This is a genomic window from Chryseobacterium ginsengisoli, from assembly GCF_039542325.1.
GTDB lineage: Bacteria > Bacteroidota > Bacteroidia > Flavobacteriales > Weeksellaceae > Chryseobacterium > Chryseobacterium ginsengisoli.
Genome location: NZ_BAABHX010000001.1, coordinates 270308 through 294940, shown reverse-complemented (window position 1 = coordinate 294940; position 24633 = coordinate 270308). Strand labels below are relative to the sequence as shown.

Annotated in this window: 20 protein-coding genes; 19 read left to right on the top strand and 1 reads right to left on the bottom strand. The window is 32.5% G+C overall.

The window, feature by feature from the left end; translation table 11 throughout:
• Nucleotides 1-321: 321 nt before the first annotated feature.
• Nucleotides 322-1524, bottom strand: a complete 1203-nt coding sequence (locus ABD940_RS01420) for a C1 family peptidase (protein ID WP_345199839.1) — start codon at nucleotides 1522-1524, stop codon at nucleotides 322-324.
• A gap of 459 nt (nucleotides 1525-1983) precedes the next feature.
• Between ABD940_RS01420 and ABD940_RS01415 the strand changes: the two genes are divergently transcribed.
• From ABD940_RS01415 to ABD940_RS01325, 19 genes are all read left to right on the top strand, one after another.
• Nucleotides 1984-2502, top strand: a complete 519-nt coding sequence (locus ABD940_RS01415) for an RNA polymerase sigma factor (RefSeq protein WP_345199838.1) — start codon at nucleotides 1984-1986, stop codon at nucleotides 2500-2502.
• A gap of 12 nt (nucleotides 2503-2514) precedes the next feature.
• Nucleotides 2515-3636, top strand: coding sequence for a TonB-dependent receptor plug domain-containing protein (locus ABD940_RS01410; protein ID WP_345199836.1), 1122 nt, complete (start codon nucleotides 2515-2517; stop codon nucleotides 3634-3636).
• Between the two features lie 100 nt (nucleotides 3637-3736).
• The gene (locus tag ABD940_RS01405) at nucleotides 3737-6508 is read left to right on the top strand and encodes a TonB-dependent receptor (protein WP_345199835.1); all 2772 of its coding nucleotides are present in this window, start codon (nucleotides 3737-3739) and stop codon (nucleotides 6506-6508) included.
• 3 nt (nucleotides 6509-6511) lie between these two features.
• Nucleotides 6512-11086 carry a TonB-dependent receptor plug domain-containing protein gene (locus ABD940_RS01400; protein WP_345199834.1) on the top strand — a complete coding sequence of 1525 codons (4575 nt, stop codon included), beginning with the start codon at nucleotides 6512-6514 and terminating at the stop codon, nucleotides 11084-11086.
• An 87-nt stretch (nucleotides 11087-11173) separates the two neighbouring features.
• Nucleotides 11174-13234, top strand: a complete 2061-nt coding sequence (locus tag ABD940_RS01395) for a YfbK domain-containing protein (protein WP_345199833.1) — start codon at nucleotides 11174-11176, stop codon at nucleotides 13232-13234.
• A gap of 116 nt (nucleotides 13235-13350) precedes the next feature.
• Nucleotides 13351-13854: a GbsR/MarR family transcriptional regulator gene (locus tag ABD940_RS01390; RefSeq protein ID WP_345199832.1), complete on the top strand. Its 504-nt coding sequence runs from the start codon at nucleotides 13351-13353 to the stop codon at nucleotides 13852-13854.
• Nucleotides 13855-13924: 70 nt separating this feature from the next.
• Nucleotides 13925-14269, top strand: coding sequence for a hypothetical protein (locus ABD940_RS01385; RefSeq protein WP_345199831.1), 345 nt, complete (start codon nucleotides 13925-13927; stop codon nucleotides 14267-14269).
• 7 nt (nucleotides 14270-14276) lie between these two features.
• Nucleotides 14277-14678 carry a hypothetical protein gene (locus ABD940_RS01380; RefSeq protein WP_345199830.1) on the top strand — a complete coding sequence of 134 codons (402 nt, stop codon included), beginning with the start codon at nucleotides 14277-14279 and terminating at the stop codon, nucleotides 14676-14678.
• Between the two features lie 78 nt (nucleotides 14679-14756).
• Nucleotides 14757-15140, top strand: a complete 384-nt coding sequence (locus tag ABD940_RS01375; protein ID WP_345199829.1) for a hypothetical protein — start codon at nucleotides 14757-14759, stop codon at nucleotides 15138-15140.
• Nucleotides 15141-15144: 4 nt separating this feature from the next.
• Complete coding sequence (locus ABD940_RS01370) at nucleotides 15145-15525, top strand: hypothetical protein (protein ID WP_345199828.1); 381 nt, start codon at nucleotides 15145-15147, stop codon at nucleotides 15523-15525.
• Nucleotides 15522-16334 (top strand): DCC1-like thiol-disulfide oxidoreductase family protein, encoded by an 813-nt coding sequence (locus ABD940_RS01365; RefSeq protein WP_345199827.1) that lies wholly within the window; start codon nucleotides 15522-15524, stop codon nucleotides 16332-16334. Before ABD940_RS01370 ends, ABD940_RS01365 begins: the two co-directional genes overlap by 4 nt.
• A gap of 11 nt (nucleotides 16335-16345) precedes the next feature.
• On the top strand, nucleotides 16346-17128 hold the full coding sequence (locus ABD940_RS01360) for a fatty acid desaturase (RefSeq protein ID WP_345199825.1): 783 nt from the start codon (nucleotides 16346-16348) through the stop codon (nucleotides 17126-17128).
• 1 nt (nucleotide 17129) lies between these two features.
• Entirely contained in the window at nucleotides 17130-17588 is a 459-nt protein-coding gene (locus ABD940_RS01355) for an SRPBCC family protein (protein WP_345199824.1), read from the top strand.
• A gap of 133 nt (nucleotides 17589-17721) precedes the next feature.
• A complete protein-coding gene (locus tag ABD940_RS01350; RefSeq protein ID WP_345199823.1) occupies nucleotides 17722-17898 on the top strand; it encodes a DUF2071 domain-containing protein in 177 nt (58 codons plus the stop codon).
• A 311-nt stretch (nucleotides 17899-18209) separates the two neighbouring features.
• A complete protein-coding gene (locus ABD940_RS01345) occupies nucleotides 18210-19103 on the top strand; it encodes a TIGR01777 family oxidoreductase (protein ID WP_345199822.1) in 894 nt (297 codons plus the stop codon).
• A gap of 134 nt (nucleotides 19104-19237) precedes the next feature.
• Nucleotides 19238-20680, top strand: a complete 1443-nt coding sequence (locus tag ABD940_RS01340) for an alpha-L-fucosidase (RefSeq protein WP_345199820.1) — start codon at nucleotides 19238-19240, stop codon at nucleotides 20678-20680.
• Nucleotides 20681-20966: 286 nt separating this feature from the next.
• Nucleotides 20967-23588 (top strand): glycoside hydrolase family 3 N-terminal domain-containing protein, encoded by a 2622-nt coding sequence (locus ABD940_RS01335; RefSeq protein ID WP_345199818.1) that lies wholly within the window; start codon nucleotides 20967-20969, stop codon nucleotides 23586-23588.
• A gap of 153 nt (nucleotides 23589-23741) precedes the next feature.
• Nucleotides 23742-24161, top strand: a complete 420-nt coding sequence (locus ABD940_RS01330) for a hypothetical protein (protein WP_345199817.1) — start codon at nucleotides 23742-23744, stop codon at nucleotides 24159-24161.
• A 116-nt stretch (nucleotides 24162-24277) separates the two neighbouring features.
• Nucleotides 24278-24538, top strand: a complete 261-nt coding sequence (locus ABD940_RS01325) for a hypothetical protein (RefSeq protein ID WP_345199815.1) — start codon at nucleotides 24278-24280, stop codon at nucleotides 24536-24538.
• Nucleotides 24539-24633 lie beyond the last annotated feature (95 nt).

The window sequence follows — 24633 nt, the reverse complement described above, 5'->3', positions numbered from 1 at the left end:
CGGAACCGCTTCAGGATATTTGTCTTGAGGCGGTTTTTTCTTTTTGAATTAAATTAATTTTGATTGAATTTAACTCATTAAAATTTTCTTAAAGTTTGTCATCCTGAAAGGATCTAAGCGCGGATCTTTCCCAAATTATTCTCTAATACTAAACTTAGATTCCTACGGAATGACAAACTTTGCGTTATATGTATTATTTGAAATTTTTAAAGAATTTAAACATTATAAAAAACAAAACCGCTCCCAAAAAATGAGAACGGTTTTTTAACAGATTTAAATATCTAAAATTGTCATATTGAATGACAAAAGTGATTTAATTTCTTACAAACCAATGTTTTTAGTTGGCTTTAATTGCTTTTTAATGCTTTTTGGAAGAGCATCTTTGTGAACAAGAATCGCAGTCGATTTGTACTCAACATATGGTCTTGTTACGTAGATATAACCTTCGAAATCGTTCGTTACACCCCAAGAATTTTTCACCATATAATATTCTTTTCCAGACTGATCTTTGGCCAATCCTACGATGTGCATACCGTGATCATCGGTTGTAGAAAGATTATTCAATCCTTTTTGACGAAGGTCTTCAGTGATTGTTTTGTCTTTTTTAGGTTCTGTAAATAAAGTTGCTTTATTGTCTTTATTAATTTGATCTAAATCCATATCCGGAACATAAGCAACTCCGTTTTTGTAAGAGAAATAAGGCTCAGAAACGTCTGTTGCCCAACCTACGGAATATCCTTTGCTTACTGCATTATCGATAATTGCTGTTAAATCTTTCATGGGAACATTCCAGTCAGAATCATGGCTCCAGTTATCAGGAATCGGAACTACAAATTTCTGGTAATAAGGATAATCTTTATAAGAAGAAAGTTCTACATAATCGTCTGGATTAATTCCTACAACTTCTTTCGCAAAATTTTGCGGAGTGTAAGATTTTCCTTCATAAGTAAAGTTAGTAGGAACTTTTCCTAAGTATTCATCTAAAATTGCATCAACGGAAGACATCCAGTTATCAGATAATTTTCCTTTTGTTGCAGCCTGAACTAAGCTGTCTAAAACAGGCTTCAATTTACCCTGCATTTCAGAGAAATTATTCAAAGTCTGTCCGGATTTTAATCCTGTATAAACATCTTGTGGAACAGCTCCGTATTTTTTGTACATGTTAACAACATCGTGCAATTCTCCTCCGTCTCCCCAACTGATTGCTCCGTTGTTTAAAACATATAATTTTGCTTTATCATGATAAGAATTTCTTGCCGTAAAGATTTCTGCCAAATCAACAGGCTTTTTACCCATTCTCTGCATTTCAGATTCAAGGAAAGAGTTCCCCGAATAACTCCAGCAAGTTCCTGAAGAACCTTGGTTTTTTACTGAAGTTGCACCCACGTCTTTCAACGTTGTGAACTGAAAGTTAGCATTTTGAGACTGATTGCTTTTTAACTTGTTGATTAAGTCATCCTGAGCAAACATCATACTTCCTGCAGACAAAACAAAAAGTAATGACGCAATTTTGGTATTTTTCATTACTGTAAAAAGATTATTTATATGAATAGTCGTTCATATTACAGATTCGTTACAAAGGGAAAGGTTAAATTTAATATTGAGTTTTTTTTGGAGCTATTTCGCGCTTTCCACTATATCTTTTGAGTTACGGCTCCGCTTCGCTTCGCCGCAACTCAAAAGGATGCCGTTTCAATCGCGGCTAGGATGTAAGTCATTCAATTAAACAATAGAAAATATTCACAGTATTTGTCATTTTGGAAAATAGCTAAGTATAAAAACAAATGAATTTTCAGAAAAAGTTTTAAAAAAATTAAAATAAAAAAATATCCTCAAAATCTCTGTATTCTCCTTGATAATAAGCTTTTTTGTCCATTTGATGATTTGCCATCTTCGCCAAAATTCATTATTTTTTCAAAAAAGTTTAAAATGTTTCCAACCTTTTTGAAATTTTCTGCATCTATGTAGATATAAAGCCTGATTATGGAACGAGAGTTACTAATAGAATGTCAACGGAACGACCGCAATGCGCAGCGGAAAGTCTACGAAAAGATGGCGGGAAAACTATATTCGGTTTGCAAACGTTATCTGAAAAATGACGAAGATATCGAGGAAGTTCTGGCGGACAGTTTTTATAAAATCTTTACAAAATTGAGCCAGCTTCACAATCATGATATTTTTGAAGCTTGGGCAAGAAAAATTGCTGTCAATGAATGTTTGCAGAAATTAAGATCAACTAAAGAACTGCACATTTCTTTAGAAGAAGATCATGCAGTTTCTACAGACTCTGCAATGGAAAATGTTTCGTTTGAAAAAGATATTTTAAACCTGCTAAACTTTCTTCCCGAAGGCTGCAGAGCTATTTTTAATCTTTTCGCAATTGAAGGTTATCCTCATAAAGAAATCGCTGTGATGCTTTCAATCAGTGAAGGAACGTCAAAATCTCAACTCAATTTTGCCAGAAAAAGGCTTCAGGAACTTTTGGTAAATCAACACATTTAAACTTTTACAACAATGGAAAATAATAATATAGATAAAACTTTCAACGAGGCTTCTAAGACTTTAGAAGAACCTGCGACTTTTCCTGGGTTTGATAAAGTTTGGGCTAAAGTTGAGGAAAGATTAGACAAAAAAGAAGAGAAAAAAAGAAAAATCATTCCTATGTGGCTTCCTTACGGAATTGCTGCAAGTTTATTGATCGGTTCAGGAATTTTTTATTTTAATAATAAAAAAGAAAATTTAGAATCTGCAAAACCTGTAGTTGCTCAAAATACGGTAATTCTTCAGAAAAATTCTGTAGCTGCTGTTCCTGAAAATATCCAAAAGATTGACAGTGTAGTAAAAGCAAATATTCAAAATGAAATTTTGCCTCAACCTCCTGTTACAATGGCTTACGAATCTCCAATTCAGAGAATATATGATGTTCCGTTTACGACATCACCTTCTTATGTAGCAGTTTCTCCACCATCTCAGGCAGATGTAATTGCTCCTGCATTAGAAGATAAAATTAAAGATACTTTAAGAAGTCAGAATATCGAAGAAGTGATTGCAATGGGTATCAGAAAAGAAAAAGCTTCGATGGTGAATTCTTTAGCTTCTTCAACAAAAAAGAAAATGTCTGACCTAAATGCGGTAGCAGATACAGCAGAAGCGGCTTATCCAATTAGTGCTTTTGATTTAAAACAGGCAACACAGGAGCCGGAAATTTTAGCATATAATAAAGGTTATATTAAAGCAAATAAGCCAATTGTTGCGAATTCAGGTTGGTCAAATAGAATTGGTGAAAAACCCGATGTTAGTTCCTTGAGAGGTTATACTCCTGGAGTAAATATCAATTCAATTTCAGGAGCACCGGGTTCAGGAAAAGTGGATATTTCGATCAGTTGCCAAAGTTCCTCGAAATTAGATAACAATCCTTTATATATTATTGATGGAATAGATACAGATTCTGAAACGTTCAAAAAAATTGATCCTAAAAAAATCCAGTCGATCAGGGTTTTTAAAGGTGAAAAAGCAATCTTGCTTTTCGGCAACAAAGCTGTAAACGGAGCGATTTTAATCGAGACAAAAGACATTTCCAAAAAAGAAAAGAGAAGATTGAAGAGACTTCTCAAAGAAGAATTACCTAAGAAATAATTCTTAAATCCCGAAAACTAATATTCATTCAATATAAAATCTGAAAAAAGAAATTTCTTCGGAGGTTTCTTTTTTCGCCTTTTTTTAATCACAAAAGACTATGAAGAAAATTTACTTTATACTTCCGTTGTTTGCGGTTAACTATTTTTTTGCACAAGATTCACAGCTTTATTATTCCGGAACTTTTTTAAACGAAAAAGAAAAACCACAGAATTTTTTAAAAGTTTTAAATAAAAACAGCGGAGTTTATGAACTTACCGACGAAAAAGGTTTTGCCATAATTGCAGCGAAAAATTATGATACTTTGGTCTGGAATAATGGAAAAAGCAAAGCTGTAGTTTACGGAATAAAAGAACTCAAAGACATTCTGGAAGCACAGATTGATAGAAAAAGAGTCGAAAATGTACGAAGTAGCACTTACGACAGTTTGGTTTCTAAAGATCTGAAAGACGAATTCAGTATTGAAAATTCTCGTCAGAGAGTGACGAAAAATTCGTATTATGAGATTTCTTCGGTAAGGAAATTAAAAGAAATCAGCAAAGATTATTTTTCATTAAAAAGACAGTCTCAGAAATTTTTATTTTTAAACGGAGGCTTTACAACTTCATTGGATGTGAAAAGCAGAAATTCTGTTCCGCAAACTCAAAATCAATATGTTCAGGGAAGATCAGAAAACGGACAATTAATATGGAAAAGTCCCGAAACTAATGAAATGTTCAGTTTTGGACCCGATATTTCAACATTACAATTTGATAATCAGCCTTATGAATATGATCAGAATGGAAGATTGATTCCTTTTACTAACGGGAATTCTCCAGCAAAAGTTTATAATAATGAGCTTTTTCAGACAACTTTTGGCTACAATAATCAATTAAGACTGAATGCGTTTATTAAAGATTCAGATAATTATGATGAAAAAATAAGAATTTCATTAGATCTTGGTCAGCAGAAAGATCAGATGTATTTTATTGATCAGTATAATATTATTAATTCATTTAAAACAAAACTGAGTTCAAAAATTTTCAATTTTGCATTCAATTTCGGGCTTAATTATGATGAAAATAAAGCGACTAATTCCAACAGAACAGGACTTTTCAATAGAGCATATCAAAATTCTTTGTTAACACCGGTTTCTTTTTCAAATGCTCAAAATTTGTTTTTGTCAAATGGTTTACAGAGAAGTTACAGTCAGTTTGCAGATAATCCTGAATTTTTGTTTGACCAAAATGAGAAATACAATTACCATGACAGAAGAAGACAGTTTAGCTTTGATCTTTCCAGAAATTGGGGACGTTTTAAATTAAATATAAATCAGTCTTACGAAAACGATTTTTTCTGGAATTTAGATCGATACAAACCTTCAACAGTTGGTTTTCCAAACGGTTTATCTAATGAAAGAACGCAGAACAATAAATTGTATAGCTCTACTATTTCAGGTTCTTATTCTTTTGGAAGAAATTATTGGCAACACGCACTTAATTTTAATCATATTTTGAATAACAGCGAATCTGATATTAATAATACCTTAAATAATAAATCATATTTCTATCAGAGAACTTCCCAGGATTATATTTTTGAGTACAAATTAAATTATAACAGTTATCGTGATTTTGAATTTGGCGCAAACCTTGGAAACTCGTTTTATATATCAAATACTTCCAACAAAAATAATTATTGGCTTCCAAAAGTAGGGGCATATTTTACTTTTAAAGATGTATTTAACTGGAATAATGTAAACTTAAAACTGTTGGGAACTTACACACATTTGAGTTCTGAACCGGAAATTACAAAATCTTACGCTTCCTACGGAACCACTTTACTGAATGCTCAAAATAACAGCCAATATTTCCCAATTTATGAAGTTGATACTTTTAAAAATCTTTCAACTATTGATTCTAAGGAATGGAAAACAGGTTTCAGGCTTATTCTGGGCTACAAATTAAGTGTTGATGCAGAATACTTTAGCAGAAAAATTGGCAATGATGTTTTTCCTGTTTTTGAAAATGATCAGTTAAGGTTAAAAAATCTTGCAGATCATACTTATAAAGGTTTTGAAGTTAATTTTTCTTATGATAATGTGTATTTGGGACAGGATTTCAGGATGAGTCAGAAAGCTTCGTTTTTCAAGTATAAAGATATTGTTGACAGAGTGAATTTGGGCTATAATAATCTTCCGCTTGCAGGTTTCAAAGATATTTATAAAACATTGTCGGAAGGACAGGTTTTGGGTGCGGTGATGGGAAATTATTTTGAAAGAAATGCAAATGGGGATTTGATTATTGATGAATTCGGATATCCTAAAAAAGCAGACGGATTAAAAATTATAGCAGATCCGACTCCTGATTTTGTTGTGAAATTCAATCACAATTTTACTTACAAAATGTTTTCCTTAGACATCAATTGGGAATGGAAAAAAGGCGGACAATTGTGGAACGGAACTCAGGCGGTTCTCGATTATTACGGACGTTCTCAAGTTTCAGGAGACGAAAGGAATATTAAAAATTATATTTTTCAGGGAGTTAATTCCACTGGAAATTCCAATCAGATTCCGGTTGATTTCTACGATCCTGGCAAAGATATTTCACAAAACAGATGGTCGAGATACGGATATTTGGGTGTTGCAGAAGATTACATTCAAAAAGCTGATTATGTGAGAATTAATAATATTTCATTAACGGCAAAATTCGATGTAGGAAGATTTAAAAGAGGTTTAGGAATCACCTTATATGTAAATAATATTTTGCTGTGGCAGGCAAATCAGGGAGCAGATCCCAATCAGAATTTCTATGATTTTGATAACGGAAGAGGGCTCGATTTTTTTAATCTTCCTTCTTATAAGACTTTCGGTTGTATGGTTTCATTTCAATTTTAGCGTATGAATTTCAGATTTACATCATATATTTTAGGATTATTTTTTCTGGTTTTTAATTGTAATCTAAAAGCCCAGGATCAGTTTAAGAATTTTGAAAAAGAAAAAACGTATATCCAGACCAACCATGTTTTTTATAAACCGGGTGAAGAAATGTACTTTAAAATTTACACTGTAAAAGCAGAGAATAATTTTCCTGCCGAGCAAAGTAAAGCCGTAAATTTTGAGTTAGTTGATCCAAGCGGAACAGTTGTTAAAAAAGCAAAATACGAAATTACAAACGGCTATTCCGAAGGATATTTTTATTTCGGTGACGAAATGAAGGGCGGAATTTATAAGATCCGTGCTTTTACCAACTGGATGCAGAATGAAGATGGAAAAAATGCTTTTGAAAAGGAAATTACATTGCAAAAAATCGTTTCTCCGAGAATTTTGATGAAACTGAATTTTCCTAAAAAAGGATACGGTGCAGGAGACGAAGTGGTGGCAGATTTTTCGATGAGAAGTCTGAGTAATTTGCCAATTCCTTTCTATGAAGGTGATTATACGGTGATGTGCAACGGACAAACAATTTCCGATGGTAAATTGATTACAGATAAAGACGGGAAAAATCAATTAAAATTTAAGCTTCCAGCAGTTTTAAAATCTTCTGATGCTTTACTGAATATTAAGATCAATTTTGATGGTTTTACAGAGTCTATTTCCAGAAATATTCCGATTGTTCTGAATTTTTTAGATATAAAATTCATGCCGGAAGGTGGAACGTTCATCAATGGAATTGAGCAGAATATTGCCTATAAAATTTTGGATGAATTTGAAAAACCTGTGGATGCGGTTTTACAGGTTTTTAATCAGAATCATCAGAAAATCGCAGAAACTTCAGCTTATAATTTTGGAATGGGAAGTTTTCTTTTTACGCCTAAAAATGGAGAAAAATATTATGCTAAAGTTTTAAAACCTGAAAATATTTCAACAGTTTATCCGCTTCCGAATGCAAAAGATGAAGGAGTTGTTTTGAATATTAATAAAGAAAATCAGAAGATTAATTTTAAATTGATTTCAACTGACGAAAAAGAGATTAGTGTTAAAGGAAGCTTTCGTGAAAAAGAAATTTACAGTAAAACAATTTCTTTGAAAAAAGGCTTAAATCGATTTGAAATTTCAGAAAATGAACTTCCAATCGGGATTTGCAGATTTACTGTCTTTGAAGGAAATATTCCTCTTGCAGAACGCATCGTTTTTACAAATGAAAACAAGCAAATGAATGTGAAAGTAAAACCTGTAAAGCAAAACTATCTTCCAAGGGAAAAATTGGTTCTGAATATCGAAACTACGGATGAAAATAATAAACCGATTCCGGGAAATTTGGCAATAAGCGTTATTGATGATAAACTCTGGACGTATGCAGATGACAAGCAAAATCATATCATTTCATGGTTGTTGATGGATTCTGAATTGAGAGGAAAAATTGAAAAACCTCAGTTTTATTTCGACAAAAAAGAAGAAAAAAGAATAAAAAGTCTTGATCTTGTGATGCTCACAAACGGTTACAGATATTTTGAAATGATTCCTGAAGTTATCAATAATAAAAAATATAAATACCTTCCCGAAAAAAGAAATCCAATTTACGGAATTGTAGAAGACGAAAACAAAAACCCTGTAAAAGCTGAAATTTATTTGGTTCAGGATGGTACAATTCTAAAACAGACGACTTCGGAAAACGGATTGTTTTATTTTTCAGATCTGAACAGGCAATATTCAAATACATTGATAGCGAAATCTTTTCAGCCTAAACAACAAGTTAAAATCAGGATCTTATCTTACAAATTACCGTTAAATCCTCTTGCAAAAGCGTCTCTGAATAATGTAAATGTTGAAGAAATTGTAAAAGAAACGGTAAAAGAAGAAGGAAAAATGACTTTTAGAAAAGATGCGGAAAAAAATATTGAAAAATCAATTGCGGTAGAAAAAGCTAAAATATCTTCTGAAAACCGACGCTACAGATCTAGTTCAAGAGAAAGAATAGGAAGTGATTCTGTAAAATCTCAGAGAATTGAAGAGGTGGTTGTAACCGGATTTGGATTTAACAATGTCGGAAGAAAAGAAACGTTGTCATCTAAAGTGATTTCTAAGACGGAAGAGTTTCAAAATCCTAATGTTGCTTCTACTTTGAGCGCAAAAGTAGCCGGACTTGCGATTACTCCTACAAATAATCAGGGTGGTTATCAGAATGTGCAGATAAGGGGAAATGCTTCTGTTTCTAATAAGACACCTTTGTTTATTGTTGATGGAGTGCCTGTAGAAAATTTTAAAACCATGATTAATCCAAATGACATCAATAGCATTACCGTTCTGAAAGATGCCGCCGCAACTTCTATTTACGGGAACAGAGGTGCAAATGGTGTGATTGTCATTAATTCTTTTAAAAACTACAGATCCGAAATTAAATTTGATGTTACTCCAAAGTCATATTACGGCGTAATGAATGTTCCAAATGACAGTCTGATTTCGTATGCCTACAGCAGAGATTTTATGTATCCTGTTTATAAAACAACCAATACTGCATACAGACATGATTACAGAGAAGCGCTTTACTGGAACCCAATCGTAGAAACAGATAAAAGCGGAAAAGCTCAGGTAGAATTTTATAATTCCGATGCTAATTCTGCTTTCAGAATTATGACAGAAGGTATCTCATCTTCCGGATTGATCGGTCGAGATGAAACGACATATTCTGCCCAAAGCCTGATTTCAATCGATGCTAAAATTCCGCAATATGTGACAAGAACAGATCAGATGACAATTCCGGTTGTGGTTAAAAATAATTCTCCGGAAACCAGAAAAATGGTCATGGATATAATGGTTCCGAATCGTGTTAATTTAATACAATCTGACAGTATTATTACTTTGAAACCGCTAGAATCAGGAAAGTTATTTGTGAAAATTCAGACGGATGAAGTGATTGAATCGAATATTCAGTTTACGATTAGATCAGGTGACTTCAGAGAAACTATGATTTTGCCATTTAAAGTTGAAGAAAAGGGATTTCCGCATCATTATTCGATCATTAATAATAAAACAGAAGATATAAAAATCAATATTCCGGATTACATTAATAATAGTTTCTTTTCATCTTATTATGTTTACGAAAACAATGCATTGCAGATGTTTGAAAATGTAGAAAGACTCAAAAGAGAACCTCACGGATGTTTTGAACAGCTTTCTTCTACGGTTTATCCTAATATTTTTATTTTGGATTATTTAAAATCGACCAAAAAAATTACTCCTGAAACAGAAAGTCTAGTTGTAAGAAATATGAAAAAAGGCTATCAGAAAATGATAAGCTATAAAAACCGGGATGGAGGATTTTCTTATTTCGGTTCGTCAGAATCGGATGTTGCGCTTTCTGCATTTGCTTTACTGGAGTTCAGGGATTTAAAAAAATATGTGAACGTTGATCCGAAGATTATCCAGAACCTTACCTCATTCATACTTTCAAAGAAAAACCAAAACGGGATTTTTGAAGTGAGAAGAAATTATGAAATGAATAATCCTTATTCAGAATATTCATGGTCGAGAAATATGTATGTTTTGTATGCTTTGTCGAAAATCGGAATTAAAGATAATCTTGATGATGCTTATAAAATCAGCTTAAATCGAGCATTATCTACAAAAGATTCTTATCAATTGGCTTTAATGGCAAATATTTCTTTGAAACTTAATAAAATGCAGGAATATAATGATGTGATTGAAATTTTAAATGAACAATACAACACCAAGGATCTGAAAATAAAAACCACTTTTACAGGTTCAGGAGGAATTTCGGCTAATTCGGAAACATTGTCTTTATATGTGATGGCTTTGCAAAAAGATGAAAAACTAAGTCAGTTAAAAATAGCAGAAGTTGCCGATGAACTGATCAATTTTAACGGATATTACGGTTTCGGATCAACTCAGGCAACAACATTGGCTTTGGAAGCATTATCTGAATTCTTTGCTAAAAATGAAAAAATCTACGGAAACGGAAAACCATTAATAAAAGTAAACGGAGCCGAAATTACATCAAATAATTTGGTTAATTCTGCCTTTAAAACAGGAGAAAATGCTGTCAGTATAAATTATCCGACCCAAAAAGGTCTTCCTTTTAAACTGGATTACGGATATTATACTTTACAGGCTCCAAAAAATGCGGAAATTCCTTTAATTATGGAGACAAAATTAAAATCTCAAACTTCAAAAGTAGGAGAGACTAACAGAATGACAGTGACAATTAAAAATAAAATTAACGGTCAGTTACCAATGACAACCGCCAAAATCGGAATTCCTGCCGGATTGACTTTACAAAATGCCCTGCTGAAAGATATGCTGGACAAAAAACAGGTTTCTTATTATGAAATTTTTGATAATTATCTTGTGTTGTACTGGGAACATTTTGCTGCCAACGAAACAAAAACAATTAATCTAGATCTGAAAGTAGAATTTGCAGGAGAATATACCGGAAAAGCAAGCAACGTTTACCTGTACTACATGCCGGAAGCAAAGTATTGGAATGAAGGAATAAAAGCAGCTGTTGAACCATAACTTTAATAAAAATGCAACCTTTTTTAATTTTTGCATCTATTAAATAGTAACTATAAAATTGATTTCAGTTTTACATAAAAATAAATTATGAAAAAAATAAGCATCACCATTTTGGCTTTAGCTTTATTAGGAAGCTGTAAAACCAAAAACGTTTCAGATTCATCGAAAGAAACAAAAAAATTAAGCATTGAAAAAGATAAAGATCAGGACGGAATAAAAAACAGTCGCGACAAATGCCCGGAAGTTGCAGGACCTATCGAAAACAAAGGCTGTCCATGGCCGGATTTTGATGGTGATGGAACTCCGGATAAAGATGATCAATGTAAAGATGTTGCAGGACCAATAGAAAATAACGGATGTCCTTTTCCCGATACAGACGGAGACGGAGTTATAGATAAAGATGATGCGTGTCCTACAGTTGCAGGACCTGCGGAAAATAATGGCTGTCCTTGGCCGGATACTGATGGCGACGGGATTTTGGATAAAGACGATGCATGTCCTACAGTTCCGGGAATGCCAGAATATAGTGGTTGCCCGAAACCAAAAAAACAAACAGCAATGGAAGTTGAATATTCATTGGAAAGTGTTGCTGTGGTTGGGAACTCAAAGACGAAGAAGGCAAGAAATGTTCCGTCAAAACCTGTAAAACCAATTAAATCTGCAACGGATACAAAATCTTACAATAAAAAGATTACAACAACAGCGGGGAAAAAAGGAACAAAACAAATTACTAATACCGATGAAGAATATAATTCTTTGGTTGAGAATCCTTTTGAATTAACTAAAAATCAGCCGTTGTCAACATTCTCAATTGATGTAGATAATGCTTCTTATTCGAATATCAGAAGAATGATCAATTACGGAAATGTAGTGGATAAAGATGCTGTAAGAGTGGAGGAAATGATGAATTATTTTAAATATGATTATCCTCAACCGGAAAATAAAGATCCTTTTTCTATCAATACAGAATACAGTGATTCACCTTGGAATCCTAATCATAAACTGTTGAAAATCGGACTTCAGGGAAAAAATGTAACAATGGAAAATCTTCCGAATTCAAATATTATTTTCCTGATCGATGTTTCCGGTTCTATGGATGAAAGTAATAAACTTCCGTTGCTGAAATCTTCGTTTAAAGTTTTATTAGACCAATTAAGACCACAGGATAAAGTTGGAATTGTGGTATATGCAGGAAATGCAGGAATGGTTCTAGCTCCAACTTCGGCGGCTGAAAAAGAAACTATTATAAAATCTTTGGATAATCTTCAGGCAGGCGGAAGTACAGCAGGAGGAGCGGGAATCGAACTGGCTTATAAATTGGCGCAGGAAAATTTTATCAAAGGTGGAAATAATCGTGTTGTTTTGGCGACAGACGGAGATTTCAATGTAGGAGCGTCATCAACTACAGATCTGGAAACTTTAATTGAACAAAAAAGAAAAACCGGAATTTTCCTTACATGTCTTGGCTTTGGAATGGGCAATTATAAAGACAACAGACTGGAAACTTTAGCAGATAAAGGAAATGGAAACTATGCTTATATTGATAATTTACAGGAAGCCAATAAATTTTTAGGAAAAGAATTTGCAGGAAGCATGTATGCAATTGCTAAAGATGTGAAAATTCAGATTGAGTTTAATCCGAAGTTTGTAAAATCATACAGATTAATTGGTTATGAAAACAGAAAATTGAGAAATGAAGATTTCACGGATGATAAAATCGATGCAGGAGAATTGGGAAGCGGACATACGGTAACGGCTTTGTATGAAGTAATTCCTGTAGGTACAAGTTCTGCATTTGCGCCAAAGGAAAGTAAGTTGAAATATTCTTCAACAACAAATAATCAAAACTTCGGTGATGAATTAGCAACGATAAAATTCCGGTACAAAAAACCTGATGGAGATAAAAGTACGGAAATCACGAAAGTAGTGAAAAATTCTGAAGAATCTTTAGCTGATGCAAGTCCGGATTATAAATTTGTTTCTTCTGTGGCTTGGTTTGGCTTGGTTTTAAGAGAATCAAAATTAATTAAAGAAAAAGATCTTAATACAATTGAAGAGTTGGCAAAAGAAGGTAAAAACAAAGATGAAGAAGGTTACAGATCTGAATTTATAAGATTAGTTCAAAGTTATAAAGCAATTAAAAAGTAACTTTAAGACAGACATTCGAAAGGGTGTCTGTTTTATTTTAAAATTTAATTTTCAATAATTATTGAAAGTTCAAAAATTATGATTACATTTGTATCAGAAATTAAAAGTAAAACAAAATGCAACTTTCAGAAGCTAAAGAAAAATACATTCAGACATGGGGAACGTTTGCTACCAATTGGGGAATCAACCGTACGATGGCGCAGGTACATGCTTTGCTTTTAGCGAGTGGTAAAGCGCTTTCTACCGATGAGGTGATGGAACAGCTTGAAATTTCAAGAGGAAATGCAAACATGAATTTGAGAGCATTGATAGATTGGGGAATAGTAAAAAAAGAATTTGTAAAAGGAGACCGAAAAGAATATTTCTTAGCTGAAAAAGATGTTTGGTTTTTATTTAAACAAATTACGAAAGAGCGCAGAAAAAGAGAAATCGAACCTGTAATTTCATTCTTGGAAGAACTTAAAAATATTGAAGACAAAGATTCTGAAGGAGCCAAAGAATTTATCAAATTGATGGATGATTTCAGCTCTGTAACAGGAAAAATCAACAATATTATGGATCTCGCGATAAAAAGTGATGATCATTGGCTGGTCGGAAAGATCACCAATTTATTAAAATAGGAAGGACTTCAAAATCCTTTTTTATTTCAAATAAACTTTCAAAAATTATTGAAACTATAATATTTATAAAATGTTCAATATTATTTCATACTTGCTTTTTCTTTCCATCAGTTCGTATATCACGATCGATGTGGGCAGAAGATGCTTTAATTCCGGAAAAGTGTATTTGGAATATCTGATCAAAGACAAACATTTTTGCTTAACGGTCAACAGAATACTTTTAGGGAGTTATTATTTGGTCAACCTCGGCTATATCGCTATCAGCTTGAGTTCTTGGGGGAAAATAACAAGTATGGAAGAAGTTTTGGCAACTGTTTTTAGCCGTATCGGATACATTATTTTGATTCTTTGCTTTTTACATTTTACAAATATTTTCATGCTTTACATTTTAAGAAAAAAATTAACAATAAAATAAAATTATCATGACTGCAACTATCCTTACCCAAACGTACAACTTTTCAGCGTACATGATCTACTTACCAATTGTAATCGCACTTACGGTTTTGGTTTCTCAATTTCTGTTTAAAAATTCAAAAACTTTTATGATTGATATTTTTCACCAGAAAGAAGACATCGCAATGGCAACAAACTCACTCTTTAAAATTGGTTTTTACCTTTTAAATATTGGATTTGCCTTATGTATCATCGAGTTTTTTCAAATCGAAACTGTTGAAAGACTTGTAGTTGCTTTAAGCAAAAAGATCGGTGGTTTTTCAATTTACTTAGGAATAATGATGCTTTTAAACCTGTTACTTTTCTTGAAAGGCCGTAAACACGCAATGAACAAAGAAAAACAAATTCAAAATGAAAACATTGATCTTTAAAATTTGGATGTATTTCACTTTCAAATTTCAGAATAAACGAACACGAGGCGATTTTTTAAACCTTTAAAATTCATAGCCATGAAAACTTTTGCCAAAAATGACTTTTACTTTCAGTTAACAATTTTTGTTATTATTTCAGTAATTGTATTGATTAGCTTTTTGTTAAGAAATGAAAAATTAATCTATCTTTTTTATTTCGGTGTAGGAATTTCACAGTTAGTAAGCTATTTGATAAGATGTTCTTACAATTATAAAAAATCATTGATTTTTAAAATATATGGTTGTCTGATCTTTCCTGTTTTTCTATCACTTATTTTGCTGGTTATTAGTGCCAGTTTTGATGATATTGCCGGAATTTTCATGATAATTCCTATGCTTTCTCTTTTTTACAGTCCTGTATTGGCGGTTCTTTATCTCGTAGATTGTTATCAGACGATGCTTAAATTTCAAACTAACAATTAATCTCATGAAAACATTCTTTAAATATGATTTCTATTTTCAGTCCACAATTTTCATTGCATATATCATTGGATGGCTTATCATTAAACATTATGACTTAATTTTTGAAAATTACTTTCTGTTATTTTATCACGCTATCGGAGGAGCTCAGTTATTAAGTTATTTAATTCGATTAGGAATAAAATATACTAAAAATTGGATGTATATTTTATATGGAATTTTCATTATTCCGGTTTGGCTAATTTATTTCTATAACTCTCAAATTGAAATAGTTGGCGAAGTATTTTTCTATATACTTTTCTATGGTTTTATTTACAGTCCGTTTCTGGCGATTGCTTACATCATTTATACGTACATAACCTACGAATCTCAAAAACAAATACAATGAAAACCCTCAACAATCACACGCTTATCTACGACAATGAATGTCCAATGTGTAACATTTATTCAAAAGGCTTCATCAAAACGGGAATGCTTGATGAAAGTGGAAGAGAAGCCTTTACAGAATTGAGTTTTAAAAATAAAAATTTGATTGATTTCAACCGTGCAAAAAACGAAATTGCTCTAGTTGACCACGAAAAAAATGAAGTGATTTACGGTCTGGATAGTTTGTTATTAATTATAGGAAATTCATTTCCAACGTTAGAAAAAATAGCCAGAATTCAACCTTTGTATTGGTTTTTCAAAAAGTTATATTCATTCGTTTCTTACAACAGAAAACAGATTATTCCTTCAAAAAAAGATTCAACAGAAGAAGCTTGCGTTCCGGATTTTAATTTAAAATATAGATTGGCTTACATTGCTTTTGTTGTGATTTTTTCAGGATTTGTTTTAAGTATATTTTCAACAAAACTAGGATTAGGTTTAAATCAGAATTTCTGGAGAGAATTTGCAATATGTATCGGACAAATCGTTTGGCAGACTGTATTTTTAAAATCATATTTAAAAGATAAAATCTGGGATTATCTAGGAAATATGATGACCGTTTCTTTAATCGGAACGTTGCTTTTAATCCCGGCATTATTTTTAAATCTAAATCCGATCTCATCAATTATTTATTTCGGAATTGTAGTTTTCATCATGTTTTTGGAACATTTGAGAAGATGTAAAATTTTAAAGTTAAATCTTCTTCCGACAATTTCATGGATGACTTTCAGAATGACTGTTTTGGCAATTTTAATTTGGATCAATCTTTAAAAACTAAAAAAATGAATCACCTCGAACTCACAAAAAAAGTAGAATGGAAAGACCTCAAAAAACTTTCCGTCAAAGAAATGCTGATTGAAAATAATATCAGTCTGCCTTGGTTTTTTATATCGCTGTTTTTGGCTTACAAAGGATATTATTGGGCTGCACTGCCGTTTTCAGGATTTTATTTTCTGACAGCTTTGAGACAGGTTCACAACGGTTTTCACAATTCTTTAGGAACAGGAAAATTTCTGACTTGGCTTTCGATGTATTTAAATAGTATTTCAATGGTAACGTCAATTCATGCTGTAAAATTTAATCATATAAGACATCATAAATATTGTCTTTCTGAGGAAGATTATGAGGGGAAATCTGCCTCAATGAAATGGTATGAAGCGATTTTATACGGACCAAAACATATATTTCTCATTCATTGGATAACTTTTAAATTGGCTAATAAAAATTATAAAAAGAATATGATTTTTGAATTAATTTCAATCTCAGTATTTGTATTTGTAGCGTTTTATTTTAAAATTGATTTTCTCATCTATCATATTTTAATTATGTTTTTCGGAGAATTCTTAATGGCATTTTTCGCAGTCTGGACGGTTCATCACGATACCCACGAGAATCCAAATATCGCAAGAACACAGCGCGGATTCTGGAAAAATAAATTAACTTTCAGTATGTTTTATCACATGGAACATCATCTTTTTCCTGCCGTTCCGACCATTAAATTACCCGAACTTGCAGAAAGGATTGATAAAGTTCTCCCGGAATTGAATAAAAAACAAACTTTTTAAGATGTCAAAGATCTATTTAGAAACCATCATCAAAGCCGACATTCAAACCGTTTTCGATTTGTCAAGAGATATCGATTTACATCAAAAATCAACATTTAAAACGGGCGAAAAAGCAATTGAAGGAAGAACTTCAGGATTAATCGAATTGGGAGAAACCGTAATTTGGAGAGCAAAACATCTAGGATTTTACCAAACTCATACCTCAAAAATTACTGAGATGGAAAATCCGAATAAATTCACGGATGTTATGTTAAAAGGAAGATTTAAATCCTTTAAACATCAGCATATTTTTAAACAAGAAGGTAGAAACACGATAATGATCGATATCTTAGAATTTGAATCACCTTTCGGAATTATCGGAAAACTTTTCAACAGATTTTTTCTTAAAAATTATATGAAAAATTTTCTATTAACACGAAATCAGCTAATCAAAACTACCGCGGAAAATAGCGATAATTAGATTAGGAAAAATAGAATAGCGAGCGAAGCGAGCGTCAAAACAGTTAGTATTAGAAATGTCATGCTGAGCTTAAAGTTTATCCTGAGCTTGACGAAGGGAAGTATCTAAAGTAAAAAAAACAAAAACAAACACAATGAAATTCCTAAAAGCCGAATGGCGAAAACTAGCCATCATCAACTACGAAATAGATCCTGAAATATTAATTAAATATCTTCCAAAAGGCACAGAACTCGATTTTTACAAAAGAAAATGTTATGTGAGTTTGGTAGGATTTATGTTTTTAAACACAAAATTATTGGGACTTTACTAAAAAAGGAAACAAAACATCAGAATATGAAGTCTGTCACCCATAATGGTATTGGTATGTGGTTAAAAACCATCATTTTGAAGTCGATTTTAGTAAAGTTTACGGAAAAGATTTTGAACATTTAAATCATCAAAAACCAATCTCTGTCATGCTCGCGGAAGGTTCTGAAATTGAAGTGAGAACAAAAAAATATTTAGCTTAAATTTTAAATGTAAACTATTCACGTTATTAAAAACAGTTAGTATTAGCGATGTCATGCTGAGCCTGTCGAAGCATTTCAAACTAAGAAAACATCAACAATCAACTAAATCAAAATGAAAATACTCATCGCCGCCGGAACTGGCTTTCTAGGAAAAAATCTCGAAAAATATTTTAAAGAAAAAGAAAGTCATGTGTACATTCTAACCAGAAATCCAAAACGTCCAAACGAAATTCAATGGGATGCAAAAACATTAGGAGAATGGAAAAGTTTCCTAGAAAATTCTGATGTTTTGATCAATCTCACAGGAAAATCTGTCGATTGCAGATACACAGAGAAGAACAAAAAAGAGATTTTCGACTCAAGAATTGATAGTACAAAAGTTCTTCAACAAGCTGTTGATCAATGTATCAATAAGCCCAAAGTTTGGTTAAATGCAAGTTCAGCAACAATTTATGTTCATTCTGAAACACAATTAAATACAGAAGAAAACGGAATCATCGGCGATGATTTTTCAATGAATATCTGCAAAAGCTGGGAAAAAGAATTTTTCAAATCAGAAACCGAAAATGTAAGAAAAGTAGCATTACGAACTTCCATCGTTTTAGGCAACAACGGCGGAGCTTTTCCAAAATTAAAAACGATTACAAAATTTGGTTTAGGCGGAAAACAGGGAAGAGGAAATCAAAACGTAAGCTGGATCCACATTGATGATTTTTGCAAAGCTATTAAGTTCATCATTGACAATGAAAATATTTCAGGAGAAATCAACGTAACAGCTCCAAATCCTTTACCTAATGTTGAGTTTATGCAAAAACTAAGAAAGCAAATGAAGCTTCCATTTGGATTAAATGCACCAGTTTGGCAATTGGAAATCGCTTCCATATTTTTAAATACAGAAACGGAATTATTATTAAAAAGCAGAAATGTTTACCCCGAAAAATTAATGAAAAGTGGTTTTGAATTTTCTTATTCAGAGATAGATTCTGCATTTGAAAATTTAATTTAAATATGATAAGTTTGTTTTGCGAATTTGTAAAAAATCAAATTTATTATTAAACTAAACTATAGTATCAATCTAAATCTTTTACGACTTTTGCGATTTTCATAAATGATGATTAAATTAGCGAAAACTAAATGTCAATGTTAATCAGACAAAAAGCAAAAACCATATTTCTTTCCTCAATCCTCATATCATCCACATTTTTTTCACAGGCTCACAATGTTTCGGAAGGCTACCAAAAACCGACAGATCCTCTTGTTATTCAGAGTCTTGAAAACTGGCAGGATTTAAAATTCGGGCTCTTCATGCATTGGGGAACGTACAGCCAATGGGGAATTGTCGAAAGTTGGAGTCTTTGTCCTGAAGACGAATCGTGGACACAAAGAAAGCCCGAACACGGAAAATCTTACAATGAATATGTAAAAAACTACGAAAATCTTCAGACGACTTTCAATCCGACTCAATTTAATCCACAAAAATGGGCAGATGCAGCAAAAAAAGCTGGAATGAAATATGTGGTTTTCACAACAAAACATCACGATGGTTTTGCGATGTTCGATACACAACAGTCTGATTATAAGATTACTTCTCCGAAAACACCATTTTCTAAAAATCCAAAAGCCGATGTGGTAAAAGAAATTTTCAATACATTCAGAAAAGATGGTTTCAAAATCGGAGCCTATTTTTCAAAACCGGATTGGCATTCTGATGATTATTGGTGGTCATATTTTCCACCAAAAGATCGAAATGTAAATTATGATCCAAAAAAATACCCTGAAAGATGGAATAATTTTAAAAATTTCACATTCAATCAGTTAAATGAAATCACGTCAAACTATGGTAAAGTCGATATTCTTTGGTTAGATGGAGGCTGGGTTCGTCCGTTCCACACCATCGATCCGAATGTTGAATGGCAAAGAACAATCAAGGTTGAACAGGATATCGACATGGATAAAATCGGAACGATGGCTCGAAAAAATCAACCCGGAATTATCATTGTAGACCGCACTGTTCCCGGAAAATGGGAAAATTATGTGACTCCTGAACAAGCTATTCCGGAAAAAACGCTTTCTATTCCATGGGAAAGCTGTATTACGATGGGCGATTCGTTTTCATATGTCCCGAATGACAATTATAAATCGTCTCAGAAAATCATTGAAACTTTGGTTAAAATTATTTCGAGAGGTGGAAATTATCTAATGAATATTGCTCCTGGACCAGACGGAGATTACGATCCGATTGTTTATGAAAGATTAAATGAAATTTCAGGTTGGATGGATAAAAATCAGTCGGCAGTTTTTGCGACAAGAAGTATTGCACCTTATCACGACGGAAATTTTTATTATACCCAAAGCAAAGATGGAAAAACAGTGAATATTTTTCACTTGGATGAAAAAGTCAATTATGAATCTCCATTAACATTAAATTTTGCAATTCCTGAAAATTTCAAACCAAAATCATTAAAGATTTTAGGGTTATCAAACAAAATTCAATGGAAAAAAACAGGAAATTCAATTGAAATAAATTTACCCAAAGAAAGAACTCAATTAAAATATTCAACTGTAATTCAAATTAGACAATAACTACAAACTGTCTTTAAAACGACTTAGGAAATCGAAGCGTTAAGAAAATGAAGTCTGTGAAAGTTAAGAAAATTCTACTGTTTGAGCGCGAGACAAATTTAAAATCAAAAATAAATCTTGAAATCGCGCGAGTTTTAGAATTTTTAGGGAACAGATTTTATTTTTAGCGGAGAGTTCCAAGTCTTGAACTTTTGGTTCTTTTGTTTCAAGACAAAAGAACATAATTAAAATAAAATTATTTACGATGTCTTTCAAACTTCGCTTTAAATTTATAATAATTTCAGTATTGAGCACAACATGCATTACCGCTCAAAAACCATTATACAAAGATCCTAAACAACCTGTTGAAGCCAGAGTTCAGGATTTACTGAAACGCATGACTCCAGAAGAAAAATTCTGGCAATGCTTCATGATTCCGGGAGATTTAGATAATGTTCCGAAAGGTCAATATTCTCACGGAATCTTCGGATTACAGGTGAGTGCGGGAAATCAAGGAGGTGGAGTTGCTGGACAATTGCTGAAATACAACGCCAATGAAGATGCGGAAAGATTGGCAAAAAAAATCAATGCGATTCAAAAATATTTTGTTGAAGAATCACGATTGGGAATTCCAATTATCCCTTTTGATGAGGCTTTGCATGGATTGATGCGTGAAGGTGTAACGGCTTTTCCTCAAGCGATCGGTTTGTCGGCAACCTTCAATCCTGAGTTGATGAAAGAAGTTTCGGCAGCTATCGCAAGAGAATCGAAGTTGAGAGGAATCCGTCAGATTTTGACACCTGTTGTCAATTTGGCGAGCGACGTCCGATGGGGTAGAACGGAGGAAACGTATGGTGAAGATCCGTTTTTGACTTCCGTGATGGGAGTGAATTTCGTCAGTTCTTTTGAAAATCATGGAATTATTACAACTCCGAAGCATTTTTTAGCGAATGTTGGTGAAGGTGGAAGAGATTCGTATCCCATTCATTGGAGCAAAAGATATTTGGAAGAAACACATTTAATTCCTTTTCAAAAAGCTTTTCAACAAGGGAAAAGTCGTTCGGTAATGACTTCTTATAATTTGTTGGATGGGCGACCTTCAGCGGCAAATCATTGGTTGTTGACCGAAAAATTAAAAAATGAATGGAACTTCAAAGGTTTTGTAATTAGTGATGCAAGTGCGGTTGGAGGTGCGAATATTCTTCATTTTACAGCGAAAGATTATGATGATGCTTCTGCACAGGCGATCAATGCAGGACTTGATGTGATTTTCCAGACCGAATATCAGCATTATAAATTATTTATTCCTCCGTTTTTAGATGGGAGAATTTCGAAGGAAAGAATTGATGATGCGGTGGCGAGAGTGTTGAGAGCGAAATTTGAACTGGGTTTGTTTGAAAATCCTTACGTTTCTCAAAAAAATATTGAAGAATTAAAGAAAATTAATCACAAACCTTTAGCGGAAAAAACAGCTGTTGAATCCTTTGTTTTGCTTCAAAATAATAACCAAACACTTCCAATTTCTGAAAAATATAAAAAGATTTTGGTTGTTGGAACGGATGCTGTTGATGCAAGATTAGGCGGTTATTCCGGACCGGGAAATAAAAAGGTGAGTATTTTGGATGGAATTAGAAATTTCATTAAAAATAAAAATATTGAAGTCAATTATTCCAAAGGAATTGATTGGAATTTGAAGCAATTTGTAACAGTTCCGACTGAGTTTTTATCTTCTGAAAATCAAAAAGGATTAAAAGGAAATTATTTTTCTAATTCAGATTTAAAAGGAAATCCAGCTTTTGAAAAACAGGACGAACAATTAAATTTCAAATGGACTTTATATTCTCCAAACCCTGAAAAGCTACAACCCGATAATTACAGTGTTCGATGGACAGGAAAATTGACAGCTCCAAATTCAGGAAAGTATCAATTGGGACTTCGTGGAAATGATGGTTTCAGATTGTATTTAAATGGAAAATTATTGATTGATAATTGGGAAAAGTTGAGCTATTCAACAAAAACAGTTGACATAGATTTTGTAAAAGGTCAAAAATCTGATATTGTTATTGAATTCCATGAAAATAGGGGAGAGGCGAATATCGAACTGATCTGGAATTACGGTTTAAATGATTATGAAAAAGATTTTAATGATGCTTTGAAACTGGCTCAAAATGCAGATTACATCATTGTTACAGCCGGAATTCATGAAGGTGAATTTCAAGATCGTTCTTCATTAAGTCTTCCCGGAAATCAGGAAAAATTTATTCAGGAAGTTTCCAAATTGAATAAGCCGACAACGGTTGTTTTGGTTGGTGGTTCTGCAATAAAAACAACGGATTGGAAAGACAAGGTCGGAGCGATTTTAGATGTTTGGTATCCCGGTGAAGAAGGCGGAAATGCCGTAGCAAAAGTACTTTTCGGAGCAGAAAATCCTTCCGGAAAATTGCCGATCACGTTTCCGATTGAGGAAGGACAGTTGCCTTTGACGTACAATCATCATCCGACAGGAAGGGGAAATGATTATTACGATTTGAGTGGCGAACCATTGTATCCGTTTGGTTTTGGATTGAGTTACACGACTTTTGAAATTTCTGATTTACAATTAAATCAAATAAAATATTCTAAAAACGATACGATTACAGCAAAAGTGAATGTCAAGAATACGGGTTCAAAAGCTGGAAGTGAGGTCGTTCAATTGTACGTGAAAGACTTGCTGGCTTCAGTTTCAAGACCGATTATTGAGTTGAAAGGTTTTCAAAAAGTAGAATTAAAACCAGGAGAATCAAAGCAAATTTCGATTGAAGTTCCTGTGAAAGAGTTGCAGTTTTTAGATGAGAAAATGAACTGGATCGTTGAAAAAGGAACGTACAGAATTTTTGTCGGAAATTCTTCTAAAAATTTGCCTTTGAAACAGAATATTGAAGTTCAATGAGATGCATCATGTTTTTGAGATCATCAAGTTTGTGGTATAATATCTGCTTTTAAGAAGTAAAATTTTTTAACTTTAATATTTATTGTGTAAAATAAAATTCCCTCACTCTAACTTTTTTACAGTAAATATTATTCATCTTAAAATATAAATGTAATGAACAAATTTTTTATTTTAACCGTATTATTTTTAGGTTTATCAGCTAATGTTTCTGCGCAAAAAACTCAGGATCAGATTAATAAAGAATATGCTGAACAGTATAGGAAGATCAATGAAAATCCAAAACTTTCCGGTGTTGAAAAGGCTCGACTGAAAAAACAATTGGCTTTAAAACAGGATCAGGATAACAAAGCATACGATTTGGCCTATAAAAAGAAATATGGTTATTCTAAAGATGAGAGAAAGAAACAAGTCGAAGATAAAATCAATCAATTAAAGAGATATGATAGAGAAAAAGATCTGATTGACGATAACAAAACTTTAACCAAAACTCAGAAAAAAGCGAAAAAAGAAGCTTTAAAAAAGAAATATGAAAGCCAAAAAGAGGTGTTAAAAAGAGGAAAAGATAAAATTTAAATAAATGAAAACCTTTGTCTGGTCTCATTAATAAAAGGAAAAGTAATCTTGGTACGATATATGTAATATTTGTTTAGAACTCGAATGAATTCAATCATTCACAAAAAGTAAATGTTATGAAAAAGTTATTTATATCAACAATTTTATTAGTCGGTTTATCAATGAACGTTTCTGCACAGAAACACCCAACGCCACCGCCACATCCTTCGAAAAGTGAATTGGTGAATATAAAATCCAAAGAACTTGATAAGCGATACAATCAGGAAAAAAAGGCAATTTTGAATCATCCGTTGGCAACGAAAAGAATGAAACAAGATCAGTTAAAGGCTTTAAATGAAAAATACAGAAGCCAAAAACAATTGCTTAAAAAGATGTAATATCTGTTAATTTTTAAAAATAACAGAATTGAAATGGCTTAATTCAAACATTTTAATTTTACGAAATTTTTAAATTAAAATAATTTTATTGAAAA